This is a genomic window from Rhodospirillaceae bacterium (assembly GCA_016712715.1).
Taxonomy (GTDB): Bacteria; Pseudomonadota; Alphaproteobacteria; order Dongiales; family Dongiaceae; genus Dongia.
Genome location: JADJQM010000003.1, coordinates 628,601 through 647,895, shown reverse-complemented (window position 1 = coordinate 647,895; position 19,295 = coordinate 628,601). Strand labels below are relative to the sequence as shown.

The window sequence follows — 19,295 nt, the reverse complement described above, 5'->3', positions numbered from 1 at the left end:
GTCAGCGCCCTTCGCGGCGCCAGGCAGCGAGCACGAAGCCGATGGCGATGATGAGGGCCGCCCAGGGCGGCAGCATCGGCGCCTGACTGACGCCCGTCACCACATAATCCTCGTTGCGCGTCAGGCCGAACCAGCCATTGCCGGACCGGTCGCCCTTTTTGCCGACGCGGCGCAGATCGGGCAAGTCATTGCCCGGCAGCACGGCAACACCGCCGCCCGATGCGGTGAGGAGCGACTGCAGTGGCTGAGCGCTGGCGCGGGGATCGTTGAACTCCTTGGAATTGATCTCGCCCAAGGCAGCGAAGGCATCGCGAGTGCCATCGCTGACGCGATAAAGACCCTGGTCCACGGCCGGCAGTGACGCCGTGGCGCGACCACGGCCGATGTCTCGGAGGCGCGCGGTTTCCGTGCGGCCATCTGGCCGGGTCACTGTGACATCGATTTCCTGAGCGCTGAGGCTGCGGCGCTCGATCTCGAGCTTCCCGTCGATCGCGGTTGCGCGCAGATCCTCTTCCTCCAGATCCGGCTCCTGCATCAGCCAGTGCGCCGTGCGACGGACCAGTTCGGCCTGCGGCCCACCGCCCTCGAATCCTTTCGACCACAGCCAGAGATGATCGGAGAGAATCTGTGCCACGCGTCCTTCGCCGACACGCTGCAGCACCAGCAGCGGCAGATCGTTGGCACCGTTCATCAGCACTTCGCCGTCCTGGTTGATGGTGACCAGCTGGCGGAACCAGCGGCCCCAGGTGGGTGCCGCATTGAGATCGGCGAGGAGGTCGGCCGTCACGGGATGGCGCTTGCCCATCTCGCTCACGCTCGGCTTGAAACCCTGGGCGAGGATATCGCCGGTCGGCATCGCCGCGAAGATCGACGCCATCGGCGTGCGATAAAGACTAAACTGGCCGGCAGAGCGTGGCCCGGCGGCTTCCAAGACGGCGCCACCACCGGCGACATAGTCGGCGATGTGCTGGAAGTACTCATCCGGCAGGATGCCGAGGTGCTCGAACCGATCGAAGATGATGAGGTCGAATTCCTTGAGCTTGATGTCAAATAGCTCGTCAATCGGAAAGGCGATGAGCGCCAATTCGTTGATTGGGGTCGCATCCTGCTTGTTGGGTGGGCGCAGGATGGTGAAGTGGATGAGGCTGACCGATGGATCGGATTTGAGGAGGTTGCGCCAGGCGCGCTCGCCAGGATAGGGCTCGCCGGAGATGAGCAGTACCTTCAACTCGTCACGCACACCATTCACTGAAAGGACAGCGCGGTTGTTGAGGCGGGTCAGTTCCGAGGGACCGTCATCGGTCTCGATCTCGAATACCGTCTGCCCGCCATGTTCGAGGTCGAGCGACAATGTCGTCTCGCGCCCGGTCACGACCGGCACCGGCGGCAAAGGAACACCATCGCGCTTGATGCGGATCGTCGTCGCGGCCCCGGCATTGCGCCCTAGGTCGTCGACGCGCAACTTCACCTCGACCGGCTTGCCGACCAGGCCGAAACTCGGCGCTTCGACCAGTTCGATGCGGCGGTCGCCGGTGCGCGGATCGCCGGTCAGCAGCAGATGGATGGGGGCATCGATGCCAAGATCGGTGAGCGCGTTGGGCACGTCATGGATCTGTCCATCCGAGACGATGACGAGGCCGGCGATGCGGGCCAAGGGCAGATCCGCCATCCCGCGCCGCAGCGCCTCGAACAGCAGCGTGCCTTTCTCCGCCGTATCGGGTCCGGCGCCGCCTTCGATCACCTTGACTTCAAGATCGTCGATCTTGCCAAGCTTGTCCTTGAGGAGGGCGAGGCCGCGCGCGGCCTGCGCATCCCGTTCGTCGATCGTCTGCGAAGGCGAGCGATCGACCAGGACGATGGCGATGTCCTTCTGATAGGCGCGCTTCTCCTGCACCATGCTGGGATCGAGCAGCGCCAGCAGGATGGTGAGGACTGCCAGCAGCCGCAAGAAGGCCCCCCGCGCCCGACGCCACAGCGACAGCAGGAACAGGGACGCAAACAGGATGGCGAAGGCCGCCATGATCCAGTCCGGCAAGAGCGGGTTGAGGACAACCGAGAGTCCATCCCAGGAGAAGGCCGGCATCATTGCCCCAGCCTTTCCAGGATCGCCGGCACATGGACCTGGTCTTCCTTGTACTTGCCGGTGAGCGCATACATCACCAGATTGACGCCGAAGCGATAGGCGAACTCGCGTTGCCGCTCGCCGCCGGGTGTTACCGGGAACAGCGGTTGCCCGTAATCATCCATCGCCCAGGCCGAGGCATAGTCGTTGCTCCCCACGATGACCGAGGCAACGCCGTCATTGACGCGGCTTTGCGAATTCTCGACCCAAAGCGTGCCGCCGACCCAGCGCCCGGGAAAATCCTTGAGCAGATAGAAGGAGCGCGTCAGCACATGGTCGGCTGCGACCGGTGCCAGCGGCGGAATTTCGAGGCCGCCGGTGATTTCCTGCAGGCGCATGGCGCCTGGCCCGAGGCCGCCGGTAATTCCGACGACGTTCTGATCGGCCGTATCGAACAGGATCATGCCGCCGCCGGCGAGATAGCGATTGATTTCGGTGATCGCCCGGTCACCCAGGGCCTGACTTGATCCGGCAATCGGCCAATAGAGGATGGGGTAGAAATCGAGCGTGTCGACATTGAGGTCGACACCGACCGGCTCGCCCATGTCGGCCGAGGTCCGCTCCAGCAGCCTGTTGGTCAGCCCGAAGAGGCCGGCGCGGCTGGTGGCGTCGACATTGGGAATACCGGTGCGAACATAGGCGAGATGCGTGGTCTCGGCGGCGGCGATGATTTCCTCATCGCTCATCGGCTGTACCACGTCCTGCGCCCGGACCTGCGGGACCGTGGCGATCAGGCTGAACGCTACCAGCAGGGCCATGCTGGCGGCCTTGGCAGCCTGCCCCAGAGCCGCGCCGCGACCACCCCGGCTGAGCAGGCCGCGCATATAGAGGCCGATCAGACAATCCCCGGCGAGCAGCAATGCCGCCAGGAGCAGCAGCCAAGGTTTCCAGTCGATCGCCGTCGACCGCGCCAACGGCTCGGTCGGCAAGCTGATCGGGCTCACAGCGGGCAATGTCGCCGTAAGATTGAGCGCTCGGCGAGCCTGCTGCGCCCCATAGAGGCCGGGCGGGTGCAGCGGTCCAGTGCGCTGCTCCTTGAAGTCCTCTGGGGAGAGCGGCGTGATGCTGGTCGGTGCCACCACGAGGCGGCCATAGCCGTCGAGCAACTGACTGGGCGGCAAGGGTGTCGCCTTATCCTGGCCGCTGTTGGGCACGCCGGCCGCCAGCAACAAGAGGCGGTTGAGCATCTCGACATACAATCCCGAGAGCGCAAGGTTCGACCAGGCCGTGTTGGCGCTGACATGGAAGAGAACGATATAGCCTTCGCCGCGCTTGGTTCCGGTGACCAGCGGGGTACCATCGCTGAGCCTTGCCCAGGTGCGGCTACCAAGATCGATGTCTGGCTGTGCCAGGACCTGGCGATTGACCGTCACATCCTTGGGCGTTGCCAGGCCGACAAAAGGCGAGGCCGTGGGGAAGGGCGCTAGGCTCGCCGGCGCCGACCAGCTGAGCGCACCGCCCAGCACGCGGTCCCCCTGACGCAAGCGCACCGGCAGCAGATTGTCGTCGCCGGCGGCGAGGGCCAGGCGTTCGCCGGCAAAGCGGATGAGCATGCCACCGGCTTCAACCCAGGCGGCAAGGCTCACCCGGTCACTGTCGCTGATATTGCTGCCATCGGGCAGGATCATCACCGCAAGCGGTTGCTTTGCCAAGGTACTGACATTGCCGACGCGCAATTCGTTGAAGGGCTGCATGGCGCGTTCGACGTAATAGAGTTCGCCCAGCAGCGGCTGGCGCGCTGCCGTCGCGTTATCCGTGATAACACCGATCGGCTTCGATCCGGCGGCGTCATCCAGCAGCACGATGCCGCCGGCATGACCCGATTCGGCGTCACCCGATTGCTGAAGCGCAATCGCGCCAACGCGGCCGCGCAGTTCAAGCGGCAGCTCGATCTTCGCCTCGACCGCATTCTGGTTGGCGGCAAAGCGCGCGGTGGCGAGGCTGATGGTGCGGCCCTCGGCATCGAGAACACGCAGACCGACGGCCTGCGAAGCGCCCACCATGGCGCGTTCGACCTGCAGGTTCAGCCCACCGGCATCGACCTTGGCGGGGCGCAGGATGAGGGGCAGATCGCGCGGCCCCACGATCCGCAAGGCACCGAGCGTGCCAAGTTGCGCCGCCAGTGTCTTGTCGCTGTCGCCACCGGTGGTGCCGTCGCTCAGCCAGGTGATGTTGAGATCCTGGCCAAGAGCACCGTTCTCGGCCATCTGCCGCAGCATGGTTTCCACCAGATCGCGCCGGTTCGTCCAGGGCTGGGGGACGAGATTGGCGATGGCTGCCTTGGCCTGCGCCGGCGCGAGGCTGTCAGGCGGAGTAAGCGCGGCCTGACCCAGCGCCGGTGCCGTCGGTACCAGCAAGACCGTGCGACCTTCGCGATCGGCCTGGTCGATCAGGTTTTCCGCCATCAAGCTGGTCTGGCTCCAATGGGGGGCCGCGGCCCAGCCATTGTCGACTACCAGCAGCATCGATCCTGGCCGGCTCAGATTCTCGCCGGCATTCCAGACCGGATGCGACAAGGCGGCGATGATCAAGGCGGCGATCGAGACGCGCAACAGGATCAGCCACCACGGCGTCCGATGCGGCGTTTCTTCCTTGGGGATGAGGCCGAACAGAAGTCGGATAGCGGGAAAATGAATGCGCTTGGGGCTGGGCGGGGTCAGGCGCAGCAGCCACCACAGGATCGGCAGGGCGATGAAGGCCGCCAGCAGCCCCGGAACAAGAATGCTGAGATTGCCAAAATTCATCGGCGCAACCTGCGATCTGCAGCGAGCCATTGATAGAGGGCAATGACGGAGGCTGCGGGTGCGCTGTCGGTCACATGCACGGTCATGCTCCAGCCGGCATGGCGGGCGAGATCCCGCAGCGCTTGCTGATGGGCGACCAGACGTTCGACATATTGCTCGCGCACGGCTTCGGCGCGACTCATCAGCATGTCGCCTTCCTGTTCCAATCCCTCGAAGCGCACGCGCCCGGTAAAGGGCATCGCCTGCTCGGCCGGGTCCAGCACCTGCAACAGATGGCCATGGATGTTGCGTCCGGCAAAACGCGCGATGACGCGCTGCAATTCGTCAAGCGGCGAGAGGAAATCGCTGATGAGGAGGGCATGGGAATGCGCCGGCAGATCGGCCGGCGGCGGCAGGCTTGCGGCCTGAGCCGGTGTCCGGGCATCGATAAAGAGTTGCTCGGCAAGCCGCTCGGTCACGTTGCGCCCGGCGCTCGGTGGTACGGCATGGCCAAGGAGGCCCACACGTTCGCCGGCGCGCGCGAGTACGCTAGCAACAGCGAGGCCCAGCACCTGCGCGCGCTCGGCCTTGGTCGCGAGGTCGCGGCGGCTGGCATAGACCATGGAGGGCGAGAGATCGCACCACAGATAAACGCTTTGCGAGGCAGACCATTCCAACTGGCGCAGATAGAGCCGGTCGGTCTTTGCCGAGGCGCGCCAATCGAGCCGCTTCAGTTCGTCGCCGGGGTAATAGTTGCGGTATTGCCAGAACACCTCGCCGGGACCCGTGCGCCGGCGGCCGTGAACACCCTGTTCGACGGTCGCTGCAATGCGTTCCGCCGCCAACAGCAAGGGCGGCAGGCGCTCTGCGACCGCCGCCGCTTCCGCCTTGTTGCGGTCCCGGTCGCGGGTGTCTTTGAGCGTCTGGGCGATGGTCGTTGCGGCCACGCGGATGCTCAGCCCAATTGCCCGATCAAGCGATCGATGATGTTGCCCAGCGTCACACCTTCGGCCCGCGCGCCGTAATTGAGCGCGATGCGATGGCGCAGCACCGGATGCGCCAATGCAGCGACATCGTCGATCGACGGGCTGAAGCGACCCTGCAGCAAGGCCCGCGCTCGGCTTGCCAGCATCAGGGCCTGGCCAGCCCGCGGCCCCGGACCCCAGGCAAGGTTCTTCTTCACATCCTCGATGTCACTGCTTTCGGGACGACCGGCGCGCACCAGCCGCAGGATGGCCTCGACCACCTTGTCGCCGATGGGGATGCGTCGCACGAGGCGCTGCGCTGCCATCAATTCGGCGGCGCTCAGCACGGTGGCGGCTTCGGCATCGACCGAGCCGGTGGTGACGATCAGCATCTGCCGTTCGGCGTCCAGGCTCGGGTAATGCACGTCGATCTGCAGCAGGAAACGGTCGAGCTGGGCTTCGGGCAGCGGATAGGTGCCTTCCTGCTCCAGCGGGTTCTGGGTCGCCAGCACATGGAAGGGCTGCGGCAGCGGATAGGTGTGGCCGCCGACCGAGACCTTGTGCTCCTGCATCGCCTGCAGCAGCGCCGATTGGGTACGCGGGCTGGCGCGGTTGATTTCGTCGGCCATCAGCAACTGGCTGAAGACCGGTCCCTCGATGAAGCGGAAGGCGCGCTTGCCGGTATCGCTCTCCTCGAGCACTTCGGAGCCGATGATGTCGGCTGGCATGAGATCGGGAGTGCATTGCACGCGCTTGGCATCCAGCCCCAGGACCTTGCCCAGGCAATCCACCAGCCGCGTCTTGGCCAGGCCCGGCACGCCGATCAGCAGCACATGGCCGCCGGCCAGCAGGCTGATCATCGATTGTTCGACAGTCTCCTCCTGACCGAAGATGATCTGGCCGATATTCGTCTTCACCCGGGCCAGGCGACCTGAAAGCGTCTCGATTTCCGCGCCGAGATCGCCTCCCTGGGGCGCGGCACCGGCTGGAAATCCGCTGACCGGCCCGGTGGATGCTGTTTCAGTGGTTGCCAAGACGGCCTCCTTGCACTCGTATGATTATGACTTATCTTTAGATTTCAGAAGCGTAGCGCCAGGCAAGGGGCGATGTCCAACCACGATTTGAATTCACCTGATTTCAGCATGTTGCCCTCCTGCGGCGATTTCGATTTTCGCATCGCCCGGGACGGCACCTGGTTTTACCGCGGTTCGCCGATCGGACGTAAATCCTTGGTGCGCCTATTTTCCACGGTATTGCGGCGAGAAAATGACGGATCCTATTGGCTTGTTACACCGGTCGAACGTGGCCGGATCACCGTCGACGACGCCCCCTTCGTCGCCGTGGAGATGACTGTGACAGGCGCTGGCCAGGACCAGAAGCTGGCCTTTCGCACAAATGTCGAGGATTGGGTGACCGCCGATGCCGACCATCCGATTCGCATCGACCTTGCCGAGGGCGATCAGCCATCGCCCTATATAAGGGTGCGCGGCGCCTTGGATGCGCTGATCAGCCGTCCGGTCTTCTATCAACTGGTCGATCTCGCCGAGACGAAGGGCGCGGAACTGGGCGTCTGGAGCGGCGGCAGCTATTTTCCGCTCGGCCAGGTCGAGACCGCCTGATGCCACGGGACCTCGTCATCGACCGCTTCCGCGGTATCCTTCCGGGCCGCCGCTTCGCCCCCAAAGTCAGCAGCCGCGTGGCGACGACGATCTCAATCCCGAGATGAAACCGGATATGGCCGGCCTGACACTGAAGCAGGCCGCCGTCCTGGTGCCGCTGGTCGACCGGCCGGAAGGAATGACAGTCCTCCTCACCAAGCGCACCGATCATCTTCATGACCATGCCGGCCAGATCAGTTTTCCCGGCGGCCGCATCGATCCGGAGGATGCCGACGCCATCGCCGCCGCCTTGCGCGAGACGGAGGAGGAGACGGGGCTGGACCGCGCCCATATCGATCTCATCGGCCAGCTCGACATCTATGTGACGCGGACCGGTTTTGAGGTGACTCCGATTGTGGGGCTGGTAAGGCCCGGTTTCACCCTCAGTCCGGACACCTTCGAAGTGGCCGAGATCTTCGAGGTGCCGTTGTCCTTCTTTCTGGCACCGGACAGTCGCCGCATGGAAAGCCGCGTCTGGCAAGGCCGCACGCGCTATTTCTACGTCTATCCCTATGGCGACTATTACATCTGGGGCGCGACCGCCGGCATGCTCAACAACCTGGCCGAGATTCTCGGCGCCGGTCCCGCCCCAAAGGGGAAATTCGACACGGCCCTGAAGGGGACATGATGCGCGCGTTTCTCGAGGTAATCATTCCGCTGGCGTTGCCGGCGTTGCTCTACTGGCTTTACCTCAAGTTCCAGGAGCGGCGTGGCATCACCGTGCGCGAGGTTCCGCTCTCCTGGCTCGCGGTTCTTGGCGTCATCCTGCTGCTGATCGTGCTGGGGGCGGGGTGGCTTGCCAGCAGCGAACCGCCCACCGGAAAATATGTCCCGCCCAAGGTGGTCGATGGCGTCGTGGTGCCCGGTCACTTCGAATAGGTGATTTTGCGGTGCCGGGGTCGATTATCTAAGCTTCCTTGATAATGTTTATGAACAAGCCGGCGATTGTGCCCGTGGCCGCCTATGCGATGCTGATCGATAAAATGGCGGAAAGCGCCGGGACCGCGGCATCAATGGCACGGATCGGCGATGGCAACAGGGGCTGTGATTTATGGGTCGACTGACCACCCACGTCCTCGACACGGCGCATGGCGTGCCGGGTGCGGCGATGCGCCTGGAACTCTATCGCCTGGGAGCGGAGCGTGTCCTGGTGGCGCAGACCATCACCAATGCCGACGGCCGCTGCGACCGCCCCCTGCTGGAAGATGCGGCGCTGACGGCTGCTACCTATGAACTGGTCTTCCATGCCGGGGACTATTTCGCCGGCCGCGGTCTCGACCTGCCGCAACCGCGCTTTGTCGACATCGTGACCTTGCGGTTCGGGGTGAGCGATCCCACGCAGCATTATCACGTGCCGCTGCTGGTCTCACCCTTTGCCTATTCCACCTATCGCGGCTCTTAGGGCATGGCCATCCGTTATCTCCTAGGGCCTGACATGCGATCTGTGGAGCCGGCTTCACCGACCGAGACGGTACTCGACCATCTGCGGCGCGAGCAACATCGCCCCGGCACCAAGGAAGGCTGCGCTGAAGGCGATTGCGGCGCCTGTACTGTGGTGATCGCCGATCTTCAGGATGGTGCCTTGCGCTATCGCGCGGTGAATGCCTGCATCCAGTTTGTTGGCACTCTGCATGGCAAGCAAATCATCACGGTGGAGGATCTGCAGGCCGAGGATGGTAGCCTGCACCCGGTCCAGCAGGCGATGGTCCAGGCACATGGTTCGCAATGCGGTTTCTGCACCCCCGGCATCGTCATGTCGCTCTTTGCGCAGTACCGGAATGCGGCGACCTTCGATGACCAGGAGACGACCGACGCGCTCGCCGGCAATCTTTGTCGCTGCACCGGTTATGGACCAATTCTGGCGGCGGCGAAAATCGCGCTGAAAAATCGTAAGCCGGACCAGTTTGACGTCCGTGCCAGCGAGACCATTGCGCAGTTGCAAGCGATGGCGGATGGAACCACCGACAATCCCGGCTATTTCGCCCCGCGCAGCAGCGATGAATTGGCGTCGCTTTACCAGAGGAATCCTTCCGCCACGTTGGTCGCCGGCGGGACCGATGTCGGCCTGTGGGTCACCAAGCAACGTCGCCAGCTCGACCCGGTGATCTCATTGGCCGAGGTCGCGGATCTGCAAAGCATCGATGAGACGGCTTCGGAAATCGTCATCGGTGCTGGTGTTACTTATGCGCAACTGCTGCCGGTCGTGGCGCCGCATTGGCCGGATTTTGCCGAGATCATCCGCAGGTTGGGCTCCGCCCAGATCCGCAATGTCGCAACGGTCGGCGGCAACATCGCCAACGGCTCGCCGATCGGTGATGGTGCGCCCTGCCTGATAGCGCTTGGCGCCACACTGATGTTGCGCCGGGGAGATGCGCGCCGGGAGATGCCGCTGCAGGACTTCTTCCTTGCCTATGGCAAGCAGGACCGCCAGCCCGGCGAATTTGTCGAAGCGATCCGCCTCCCCAAGCCGGAAGCTGGCTGGGAGTTCCGCGCCTACAAGATTTCCAAGCGCTTCGATCAGGACATCTCGGCCTTGCTTGGCGCCTTTCACGTCAAGATCGAGGATGGCAAAGTCGTGGATATCCGCATCGCCTTTGGCGGCATGGCGGCCGTTCCGAAGCGGGCTGCCGCCGTCGAAACCACCTTGCGCGGCCAGACCTGGAGCGCGGCCACGATCGACAAAGTCGCGACTCTGTTCGCGCAGGACTATCAGCCGATCGCTGACATGCGGGCAAGTGCCGCCTATCGCGGCAAGGTCGCTGCCAATCTCTTGCGCAAATGCTTCATTGAACTCAGCGATTCTGTTGCCGAGACGCGGGTCACCTTTGCCGGCAGGCATGCCCATGGCTAGCGCGGCGGACCAAATCTCGGGCGGCGTGGGCGAAGCGCGGGCGCATGATTCCGCCGTGAAGCATGTGACCGGCACGGCCCGCTATGTCGACGATCTGCCGGAACCGGCCCGCACGCTGCAACTCTATGCCTTTCCCGCGGATCGCGCCCATGCGCGTGTGACAAGGCTGGAGCTTGCGCGCGTGCGTGCAGCCCCAGGGGTCGCCTGTGTTCTCAGCGCTGCCGACATACCGGGCACAAACGATATCAGTCCGATCCACGCCCATGACGATCCATTGCTCTGTGCGGGCGAGGTCATGTTCTGGGGACAGCCATTGTTCTGTGTCGCCGCCGAGACGGTGGCTGAGGCGCGTGCAGCCGCCGCCTTGGCGGAAATCGACTACGAGGATCTTCCGGCCATTCTCACCATCGAGGACGCCCTCGCGGCGAAAAGTTTCGTGCTCGATGATCAGCGCCTGCGCAAGGGCGATGCCGCGTCTGCCATCGCGGCCGCACCGCATCGGCTTGCTGGCCGCTTCCGTCACGGCGGGCAGGATCATTTCTATCTGGAAGGGCAAGTGTCGCTCGCAATCCCGACCGAAGATGGCGATGTGCATATCCATTGCTCGACGCAGCATCCCACAGAAGTGCAGATGAATGTGGCGCAGGTGCTCGGCCGCCCCGCCAATGCGGTCACGGTCGAGGTGCGGCGCATGGGCGGCGGCTTCGGCGGCAAGGAATCGCAGGCGACGCAATGGGCGGCGCTCGCGGCACTGGTGGCGGTCAAGACCGGCCGTGCGGCCAAGTTCCGCCTCGACCGCGATGACGACATGATCATGACGGGCAAGCGCCATGATTTCATCATCGATTGGCAGGTTGGCTTCAATGATCACGGCGTCATTCAAGGGATCGATTTTGTTCATGCCGCCCGCGCCGGCTTTTCCGCCGATCTCAGCGGCGCCATCGCCGACCGCGCCATGTTCCATGCGGACAATGCCTATTATCTCGACCACGCGCATATCCTCTCGCATCGCTGCAAGACGCACACGGTGTCGAACACCGCCTTCCGCGGCTTCGGCGGGCCGCAGGGCATGCTGGGGATCGAGGAAGTGATCGATGCCATCTCGCGGCATCTGGGCATGGATCCGCTTGATGTCCGCAAGGTCAATTTCTATGACCGAGGCAGCCGCAACATCACGCCCTATCACATGGTGGTCGAAGACAGCATCATCGGCGACCTGGTGGCGGAACTGGAGCTGAGCAGCGATTACCGGGCGCGGCGCCGCGAGATATCGAAACAGAATGCTGCACCGAGGAATTCCAGGTCGATCTTTATCGCATCAAGATTTCCGCGACGCATACCGGCAAGGTGCCCAATACCTCCGCCACGGCGGCGTCCTCCGGGTCGGACATGAACGGCAAGGCGGCACAGGCGGCAGCGCTGACCTTGAAGGATCGACTCATTGAATTCGCCGCGCGGCATTTCCAGGTGGCAAGGTCCGATGTCGCCTTCCTGCCCAACCGCATCCGGGCCGGGGCGCAGGAAATCAGCTTCGATGCGCTGGTGAAGCTCGCCTATCTCGACCGGGTGCAATTGTCGGCGACCGGCTTCTACAAGACGCCGAAAATCCATTACGACCGCAAGACGTCAACCGGACGGCCCTTCTTTTACTTCGCCTATGGCGCAGCCGTGAGCGAAGTCGCCGTCGACACGCTGACCGGCGAGTACCGCGTGACGCGGGTCGATATCCTCCACGATGTCGGCCGCTCGCTCAATCCGGCGGTGGATCTGGGGCAGATCGAGGGCGGCTTTATCCAGGGCATGGGCTGGCTCACGACGGAGGAATTGTGGTGGGACGATCAGGGCCGTCTTCGGACCCATGCCCCCAGCACCTACAAGATCCCGACCATGAGCGACCGGCCGCCGGATTTTCGCGTCAAGCTGCAGGACTTCGCCGAGAATATCGAGGACTCGATCCATCGTTCCAAGGCGGTGGGCGAGCCGCCCTTGATGCTGGCGATCTCGGTCTTCCGCGCCCTCTCCGATGCCATCGCCAGCCTTGCCGATCATCGCCATTTGCCGGCCCTGGACGCCCCGGCGACACCGGAACGTGTCCTCGCAGCAATCGACGAGCTGCGGGCGAGGATCGCATGACCGGCCGCCCAGCAGATCCGGTCCTTGCCGCTGCGCATGCATTCGCGCTGGCGGGGAAACCAGCCGTGCTGGTCACCATCGCTGCCGCCAAGGGCTCGACACCGCGCGTGCCGGGCACCCGCATGCTGGTTGATGCCGACAAAATCGTCGGCTCGGTGGGCGGCGGGCAATTGGAATTCGACATCATCGCCGGGGCCCGCGCTCTCATCGCGCAAGGGGCCACGGCAAGTTCACATCAGCATTTCATCCTTGGCCCCGATTTGCGCCAATGCTGTGGTGGCGCGCTCGATATTGTCCTCGAACCGCTCGCTGCGGATGCCGCGTCCTGGCTCGGCCAGGTGATCGCCTGGGAACAGGCCGGTCAGTATTGGACCGGCACTCTCATCTTGGGGCAACCCAGCACGGCGCGGGAACTGTACCCGCTCGACGCACCGTCGACGGATCCTGGCACGGCGCGGCTGCGCAAGAGCGAATCCGGCATGATCCTTAGCGAGACGTCCGGGATCCGCTGGCCGCAGCTCTATCTCTTTGGCGCCGGCCATGTCGGCCGCGCGCTGGTCAACCTGCTGGGCGATCTTCCCTTCCACGTCACCTGGAGCGATGGGCGCGAAGGCATTTTCCCGGACAGGATTCCCGACAATGTCGCAATCGATGCCGGCGCTGCGAACGCCGAGATGATCAACGCCGCGCCAGCGGATGCCCATTTCCTGGTCATGACCCACAGCCATGCCCTCGATTTCGAGATCGTGCAGGCCATTCTGCTGCGCGGTTCCTTTGCCAGCCTGGGATTGATCGGCAGCGACACCAAGCGGGCACGATTCCTGCAGCGCCTGCGCGAAGGCGGGGTGCCGGCGGTCGATCTTGCGCGCCTGCAGTGCCCCATTGGCCTTGCCGGCATCAAGAGCAAGATACCGGCGGCGATCGCCATCGCGGTGGCGGCGGAACTGCTGCTGCGGCCAGCAGCGGGGGTGCAATTACCAGCAGCAGGGATGCAATTGTCCGGCTGATCGCCTATAAGTTCGCATGCGGAAAAGACCCGGTCTGGGCGAAACCCAGGACGAATCGGGCGGAGGATGAGGGATGGTTTTGGCGGGTGGGATCGGGTCCGGCGGGGCGCCTTCGGCGCAGCCTTTGCTGCGCCTGTCGGGAATCGTCAAGCAGTTCCCGGGATGCCTTGCCAACGATCATGTCGACCTCGCCATCATGCCGGGCGAAATACACGCCTTGCTGGGTGAAAACGGTGCCGGCAAATCGACACTGGTCAAGATCATCTACGGCGTGCAGAAGCCGGATGCGGGCGAGATTTCCTGGCGCGGCCAGCCGACCGAGATCCACAGCCCATCCCATGCGCGCAATCTTGGCGTCGGCATGGTGTTCCAGCATTTCTCATTGTTCGAGGCCCTGACGGTCGCCGAGAACATCGCGCTCGGCATCAACGACAAGAAGCTGCGCAAGGATCTCACCGCGCGCATTGTCGAGGTGTCGGAAGCCTATGGCCTGCCGCTCGATCCCAACCGAGCCGTCCATGATCTCTCTGTCGGCGAGCGCCAGCGGATCGAGATCGTGCGCTGCCTGCTGCAGGACCCGAAGCTCCTCATCATGGATGAGCCAACCTCGGTGCTGACACCGCAGGAGGTGGAGAAGCTGTTCGCCACTTTGCGTCGCCTGGCATCCGAAGGCTGCGCCATCCTCTACATCAGCCACAAGCTCGAAGAGATCCGCGCGCTCTGTGAGAAAGCCACGATCATGCGATTGGGCAGGGTCGTCGCGGAATGTGATCCACGCCAGGAAAGCGCCCGGCACCTCGCTGAATTGATGATCGGCACCACCCTGCGGGCGCCGATCCATGGCCGCCAGGCGGATGCCGCGGCGGCTATTCGCCTCGCCGTGCGCAATCTGTCGCTGAAATCCGATCAGCAATTCGGGACGGACCTCAAGGAGATCGGCTTCGAGGTCAAGGCCGGTGAGATCTTGGGGATTGGCGGCATTGCCGGCAACGGCCAGAATGAATTGATGGCCGCCCTCTCCGGTGAAACGCTGAGCGCCACCGCCGACACGATCACGCTCGACGGCGTCGCGATCGGCAAGCTTGGTCCGGATGGCAGGCGCGCAACCGGCGGCTGCTTTGTGCCGGAAGAACGCAACGGCCATGGTGCCATCCGCGACATGACGCTGGCGGAGAACGCGCTTCTCTCCGGCTATCGCCGCCGCGGCCTGGTGCAGATCGGCGTCATCGACGACAGCCGGACGACGAGCTTCGCCGGCGAGGTCATAAAGGGCTTCGACGTCCGCACCACCGGCCCCAAGGCCGAGGCGCGCTCACTCTCCGGCGGCAATCTGCAGAAATTCATCGTCGGCCGCGAAATCCTGCAGAAGCCCGGCGTCCTTGTCGTATCACAACCGACCTGGGGCGTTGATGCCGGTGCGGCGTCGGCCATCCACCAGGCCTTGCTCGATCTGGCATCGGCGGGGGCTGCTGTCGTCGTCATCTCGCAGGACCTCGATGAGATCATGGCCCTTGCTGACCGCATCGCCGTCATTGCCGGCGGCCGCCTGTCACCGGCCATCCCGGTGGCGGAGGCGACCATCGAGACCATCGGCCGGTTGATGGGTGGTGCATCGCCGCCGGCAAAGATGGAGGCGACGCATGCGCCTTGACGTCATCCCGCGTGGCGAACGCTCGCGTCTATGGACCTATGCCTCGCCGATCCTCGCCATCGCCCTGACACTCGCCACGACAGTGATCATCTTCCTGCTGCTCGGCAAGGAACCGATCGAGGCCTTGCGCGTCATGTGGATCGACCCGCTGCTGACCAAGCGCGGCTTCTCAGAACTCTTCGTCAAGGCAGCACCGCTCATCATGATCGGCGTCGGTCTGTCGCTCGGCTTCCGCGCCAATGTCTGGAACATCGGTGCCGAGGGGCAATATGTCATGGGCGCCATTTTTGCCACCGGCGTTGCCCTCTATTTCTATGACATCGAGACCTTTCCGATCTGGCTGCTGATGATCCCGGCCGGCATTCTGGGCGGCATGTTCTGGGGCGCCATCCCGGCGCTGCTCAAGACGCGCTTCAATGCGAGCGAGATTCTCACTAGCCTGATGCTGACCTATGTCGCCAAGCTGGTGCTGCTCTATCTGGTGGTCGGCCCCTGGAAAGACCCCGAAGGTTACGGCTTCCCGCAGTCGCGCCTCCTCACCTTGGCCGCGAGTTCGCCCCATCTCATCCCGGGTACGCGCATTCATGTGGGCGTGGTGGCGGCATTGATCGTCGTCGCCCTTGGCTGGTTCCTGCTCTCTAAATCGCTGCTCGGCTTCAAGCTGAAGGTGGCGGGGCAGGCACCGCGCGCCGCCGCCTATGCCGGCTTCTCGACCAAGTCACTCACTTGGCTCTCCCTCTTGGTAGGCGGTGGTCTGGCCGGTCTTGCCGGCATGTTCGAGATTGCGGGGCCGATCGGCCAACTGACGCCCGCTTTGCCGACCGGCTATGGCTTCACCGCGATCATTGTCGCTTTCCTCGGCCGTCTGCATCCGGTGGGTGTGTTCTTTGGCGGCCTGGTGCTTGCGCTCACTTATCTTGGTGGCGAGAAGGCGCAGATCGCGCTCGGCCTGCCGGCCGCGGTCACCATGATCAACCAGGGCATCCTGCTCTTCTATCTGCTCGCCTGCGACCTTCTCATCCGTTATCGGTTGAGAGTCGTATCGCCGACGCGAAAGGACGCCTGATGGACAGCGTGGTCTTCACTTCGATCGTGCTGTCGGTCATCTCGGCCTCGACGCCGCTGCTGCTGGCGGCGACCGGCGAGTTGGTGACCGAGAAATCGGGCGTTCTCAATCTCGGTGTCGAAGGCATGATGCTGGTGGGAGCGGTGGTAGGCTTTGCGGTCACGCTGACGACCGGGAACGGTTTCATCGGGATCGTGGCGGCAGCACTTGGCGGCGCGCTGATGGCGCTCATCTTCAGCGTGCTGACGCTCACTTTGCTTGCCAATCAGGTGGCGACGGGCCTCGCCCTCACCATCTTCGGCATCGGCCTTGCCGCCATGATGGGGGCCAGCTATGTCGGCCAGCCGGTGCCGCGGCTGCCGTCGCTCGAAATTCCCTACCTCACGGAGATCCCGGTCATCGGCCGCATCCTGTTCGGCCAGGATGGTCTCGTCTACTTCTCGTTCCTCGCTTTGGGCGGCACGATCTGGTTCCTCTTTCACACCCATGCCGGTCTCGTGCTGCGCGCGGTGGGCGATTCCCACGATGCCGCCCATGCGATCGGTTATCCGGTCATCGCCATCCGCTATGGTGCTACGCTCTTCGGCGGCGCTATGAGCGGTCTTGGTGGCGCCTATCTGTCCTTGAGCTACACGCAGATGTGGGCCGAGGACATGACCGCCGGCCGCGGCTGGATTGCGCTTGCACTCGTTGTGTTCGCGACTTGGCGGCCATTGCGGCTTCTGCTCGGCGCCTATCTCTTCGGTGGCATCACAATTCTGCAGTTCCATGTGCAGACCCTGGGGTTCGGCATCCCGGCGCAGATGGTCTCGATGCTGCCCTATCTTGCCACCATCATCGTTCTGGTCGTGATCTCGACCGACCGCTCCAAGATCCGGCTCAACGCCCCGGCCTGCCTCGGCCGCCCGTTCCACGTCACGGGATAGTCGACCTCACGCGGAATTTTATGGTGTTCCCGACCCCTTTCGATCCACAATTTGTCAATCCAAGAAAAAGCAGGAGGCTTCCATCATGTCGATCAAACGCAGAACCTTCATCCAGGCCGCCGGTGCCGGCCTCGCTGCCAGTTCCTTGCCGCTGTTGGGTGGCAAGGCGCGCGCCGCCGATTTCAAGGCCGGCTATATCTATGTGGGTCCGATCGGCGATTTCGGCTGGTCCTATCAGCATGACCAGGGCCGCCTTGCCGCCGACAAGGCGCTCGGCACGACTTCAACCTATGTCGAGAAGGTGCCGGAAGGTGCGGACGCCGAACGCGTCATCCGGGAACTGGCCGAGACCGGCCACGGCGTCATCTTCACCACCTCCTTCGGCTTCATGGATGCAACACTGAAAGTTGCGCGCGATTATCCGGATGTAAAGTTCGAGCACGCCACCGGCTATAAGCGCGCCGACAATGTCGCCACCTACAATATCCGCTTCTATGAGGGTCGCTACATCCAGGGCATCATCGCCGGCAAGATGTCGAAAGCCGGTGTCGTCGGCTATATCGGTTCTATCCCTATCCCCGAAGTCATCATGGGCATGAACGCCTTCATCCTCGGCATGCGCACAATCAACCCCAATGCCAAGCTGAAACAGGTCTTCATTAACTCCTGGTACGATCCCGGCAAGGAAGCCGATGCGGCGAAGGCTCTCCTCGACCAGGGCGCCGACCTCATGGCGCAGCACACGGATTCACCGGCTCCCTTGCAGGTCGCGGCGGAACGCGGCCTCAAGGGCTTCGGCCAGGCTTCCGACATGATCAAGTTTGCCCCCAATGCCCAGCTCACCTCGTCGATTGACCATTGGGACGGCTATTACACCGAGCGCATCAAGGCGGCGATGGACGGCACGTGGAAGAGCGAGGATGTGTGGAAGGGTCTCGACACCGGTATGCTCAAGATGGCCGACTATGCCAACATGCCCGATGATGTGAAGAAGATGGCGATGGATACGGAAGAGGCCATCAGGACCGGCAAGCTCACCATCTTCAAGGGGCCGATCAATGCCCAGGATGGCAGCGTCAAGGTGGCGGATGGCACGACCCTCAATGACGGCGACATCGCCGGCATGAACTGGCTCGCCGAAGGCGTCGAAGGCGATCTGCCGAAGTAAGTCGCCTGAACTGGATTGGCCCCGCTTTCCGCAAGGGAGGCGGGGCCGTTTCTATATCGTCACCTTCAGCGCGCGTTCCCAGATGGGCTTAGGCCCCAGGATTTCGACCAGGAAGTCGATGAAGGCGCGTACGCGGGCCGGCACATGGGCGCCGTGCGGATAGAGCGCATGGATCGCATCGGCCACCGGCGGATGATCGCGCAGCACCACTTTGAGCCGCCCGGCGTTCAGATGATCGACGATCTCCCAGATCGATTTCAGCGCCAGGCCATGGCCGGCCAGGCACCAATCCAGGAGCACTTCGCTATTGTCACTGTCCATGTTGCCGGCGACGCGCAACGTCTGCGGTCCATCCGGCCCGGTCAGCGTCCACCGATACTGCTTGGAACCGGGGAAACGCAGCAGCAGGCAATTATGCTCCAGCAGATCCTCTGGTGCCTTCGGTATCCCGCGCGCATCGAGATAGTCGGGTGCCGCCACGATGACACGCCGGTCGGTGGCGAGGTTGCGCACAATGGCCGACGAATCCTCCAGCGCGCCGATGCGGATGGCGAGGTCGATGCGCTCCTGGATGAGGTCCGAGAAGCGATCGGTCAACTGCAGCCGCACTTGCATCTGCGGATAGCGGGCGAGGAAGGCGCCGATATGCGGCGCCACATACTGGCGGCCGAACGCCACCGGCAGCGACACCTTGATCGGCCCCCTGGGTTCGTCGGTGCGCTGTGACAGCAGATTCTCGACCTGCTCCAGCTCGTTGAGGATGGAGAGGCAATGCTGATAGAAGGCCGCTCCTTCCTCGGTCGGGTTGACGCGACGGGTCGTGCGGTTGAGGAGGCGCGCCTTGAGATCTCCCTCCAGCCGGGCGATCCGGTTGGAGACCACGGCCGGTGACAGGCGCAAATCGCGCCCCGCGGCCGACAGGCTGCCCAGTTCGACCACCCGGGCGAAGATGGCAAGATCCTCGGTATGCGGCATGAATCCTCATTATCGCCGGTTTCTTGAAGATCATTATCCATGATTTCGCC

General features: G+C 63.7%; 15 protein-coding genes and 1 pseudogene. 11 read left to right on the top strand and 5 right to left on the bottom strand.

The genetic code is table 11. The features are described 5' to 3' along the window. Position 1: 1 nt before the first annotated feature. The 4 genes from IPK59_20765 to IPK59_20750 are packed head-to-tail and all read right to left on the bottom strand — an operon-like array spanning position 2 to position 6,844. Positions 2 to 2,086 carry a hypothetical protein gene (locus IPK59_20765; GenBank protein MBK8161086.1) on the bottom strand — a complete coding sequence of 695 codons (2,085 nt, stop codon included), beginning with the start codon at positions 2,084 to 2,086 and terminating at the stop codon, positions 2 to 4. Continuing rightward, positions 2,083 to 4,866: a DUF4159 domain-containing protein gene (locus tag IPK59_20760; GenBank protein MBK8161085.1), complete on the bottom strand. Its 2,784-nt coding sequence runs from the start codon at positions 4,864 to 4,866 to the stop codon at positions 2,083 to 2,085. Before IPK59_20760 ends, IPK59_20765 begins: the two co-directional genes overlap by 4 nt. After that, positions 4,863 to 5,777, bottom strand: a complete 915-nt coding sequence (locus IPK59_20755; protein ID MBK8161084.1) for a DUF58 domain-containing protein — start codon at positions 5,775 to 5,777, stop codon at positions 4,863 to 4,865. Before IPK59_20755 ends, IPK59_20760 begins: the two co-directional genes overlap by 4 nt. Before the next feature lie 23 nt (positions 5,778 to 5,800). Further along, on the bottom strand, positions 5,801 to 6,844 hold the full coding sequence (locus IPK59_20750; GenBank protein MBK8161083.1) for a MoxR family ATPase: 1,044 nt from the start codon (positions 6,842 to 6,844) through the stop codon (positions 5,801 to 5,803). A 72-nt stretch (positions 6,845 to 6,916) separates the two neighbouring features. On the opposite strand from IPK59_20750, the gene IPK59_20745 reads away from it, so the two are divergent. The 11 genes and pseudogenes from IPK59_20745 (at position 6,917) to IPK59_20695 (ending at position 18,270) form a co-directional block, all read left to right on the top strand. Then, positions 6,917 to 7,429: a DUF1285 domain-containing protein gene (locus tag IPK59_20745; GenBank protein MBK8161082.1), complete on the top strand. Its 513-nt coding sequence runs from the start codon at positions 6,917 to 6,919 to the stop codon at positions 7,427 to 7,429. Positions 7,430 to 7,532: 103 nt separating this feature from the next. After that, positions 7,533 to 8,096 carry a CoA pyrophosphatase gene (locus IPK59_20740; GenBank protein MBK8161081.1) on the top strand — a complete coding sequence of 188 codons (564 nt, stop codon included), beginning with the start codon at positions 7,533 to 7,535 and terminating at the stop codon, positions 8,094 to 8,096. Further along, complete coding sequence (locus IPK59_20735; GenBank protein MBK8161080.1) at positions 8,093 to 8,347, top strand: hypothetical protein; 255 nt, start codon at positions 8,093 to 8,095, stop codon at positions 8,345 to 8,347. Before IPK59_20740 ends, IPK59_20735 begins: the two co-directional genes overlap by 4 nt. Positions 8,348 to 8,519: 172 nt before the next feature. Continuing rightward, positions 8,520 to 8,870, top strand: coding sequence for a hydroxyisourate hydrolase (gene uraH, locus IPK59_20730; protein MBK8161079.1), 351 nt, complete (start codon positions 8,520 to 8,522; stop codon positions 8,868 to 8,870). Positions 8,871 to 8,873: 3 nt separating this feature from the next. Further along, the gene (xdhA, locus tag IPK59_20725) at positions 8,874 to 10,319 is read left to right on the top strand and encodes a xanthine dehydrogenase small subunit (protein MBK8161078.1); all 1,446 of its coding nucleotides are present in this window, start codon (positions 8,874 to 8,876) and stop codon (positions 10,317 to 10,319) included. Beyond that, positions 10,306 to 12,452, top strand: a pseudogene (locus tag IPK59_20720) (molybdopterin-dependent oxidoreductase). The gene xdhA and the pseudogene IPK59_20720 overlap by 14 nt, the downstream one beginning before the upstream one ends. After that, entirely contained in the window at positions 12,449 to 13,459 is a 1,011-nt protein-coding gene (gene xdhC / locus IPK59_20715; protein MBK8161077.1) for a xanthine dehydrogenase accessory protein XdhC, read from the top strand. The pseudogene IPK59_20720 and the gene xdhC overlap by 4 nt, the downstream one beginning before the upstream one ends. Before the next feature lie 73 nt (positions 13,460 to 13,532). Then, the gene (locus IPK59_20710; GenBank protein ID MBK8161076.1) at positions 13,533 to 15,110 is read left to right on the top strand and encodes an ABC transporter ATP-binding protein; all 1,578 of its coding nucleotides are present in this window, start codon (positions 13,533 to 13,535) and stop codon (positions 15,108 to 15,110) included. Continuing rightward, a complete protein-coding gene (locus IPK59_20705; protein ID MBK8161075.1) occupies positions 15,100 to 16,176 on the top strand; it encodes an ABC transporter permease in 1,077 nt (358 codons plus the stop codon). The genes IPK59_20710 and IPK59_20705 overlap by 11 nt, the downstream gene beginning before the upstream one ends. Then, complete coding sequence (locus IPK59_20700) at positions 16,176 to 17,102, top strand: ABC transporter permease (protein MBK8161074.1); 927 nt, start codon at positions 16,176 to 16,178, stop codon at positions 17,100 to 17,102. The genes IPK59_20705 and IPK59_20700 overlap by 1 nt, the downstream gene beginning before the upstream one ends. 85 nt (positions 17,103 to 17,187) lie before the next feature. After that, entirely contained in the window at positions 17,188 to 18,270 is a 1,083-nt protein-coding gene (locus IPK59_20695; GenBank protein MBK8161073.1) for a BMP family ABC transporter substrate-binding protein, read from the top strand. A 51-nt stretch (positions 18,271 to 18,321) separates the two neighbouring features. Here IPK59_20695 and IPK59_20690 read toward each other — a convergent pair whose 3' ends face one another. After that, positions 18,322 to 19,245 carry a LysR family transcriptional regulator gene (locus IPK59_20690; protein ID MBK8161072.1) on the bottom strand — a complete coding sequence of 308 codons (924 nt, stop codon included), beginning with the start codon at positions 19,243 to 19,245 and terminating at the stop codon, positions 18,322 to 18,324. Positions 19,246 to 19,295: the final 50 nt, after the last annotated feature.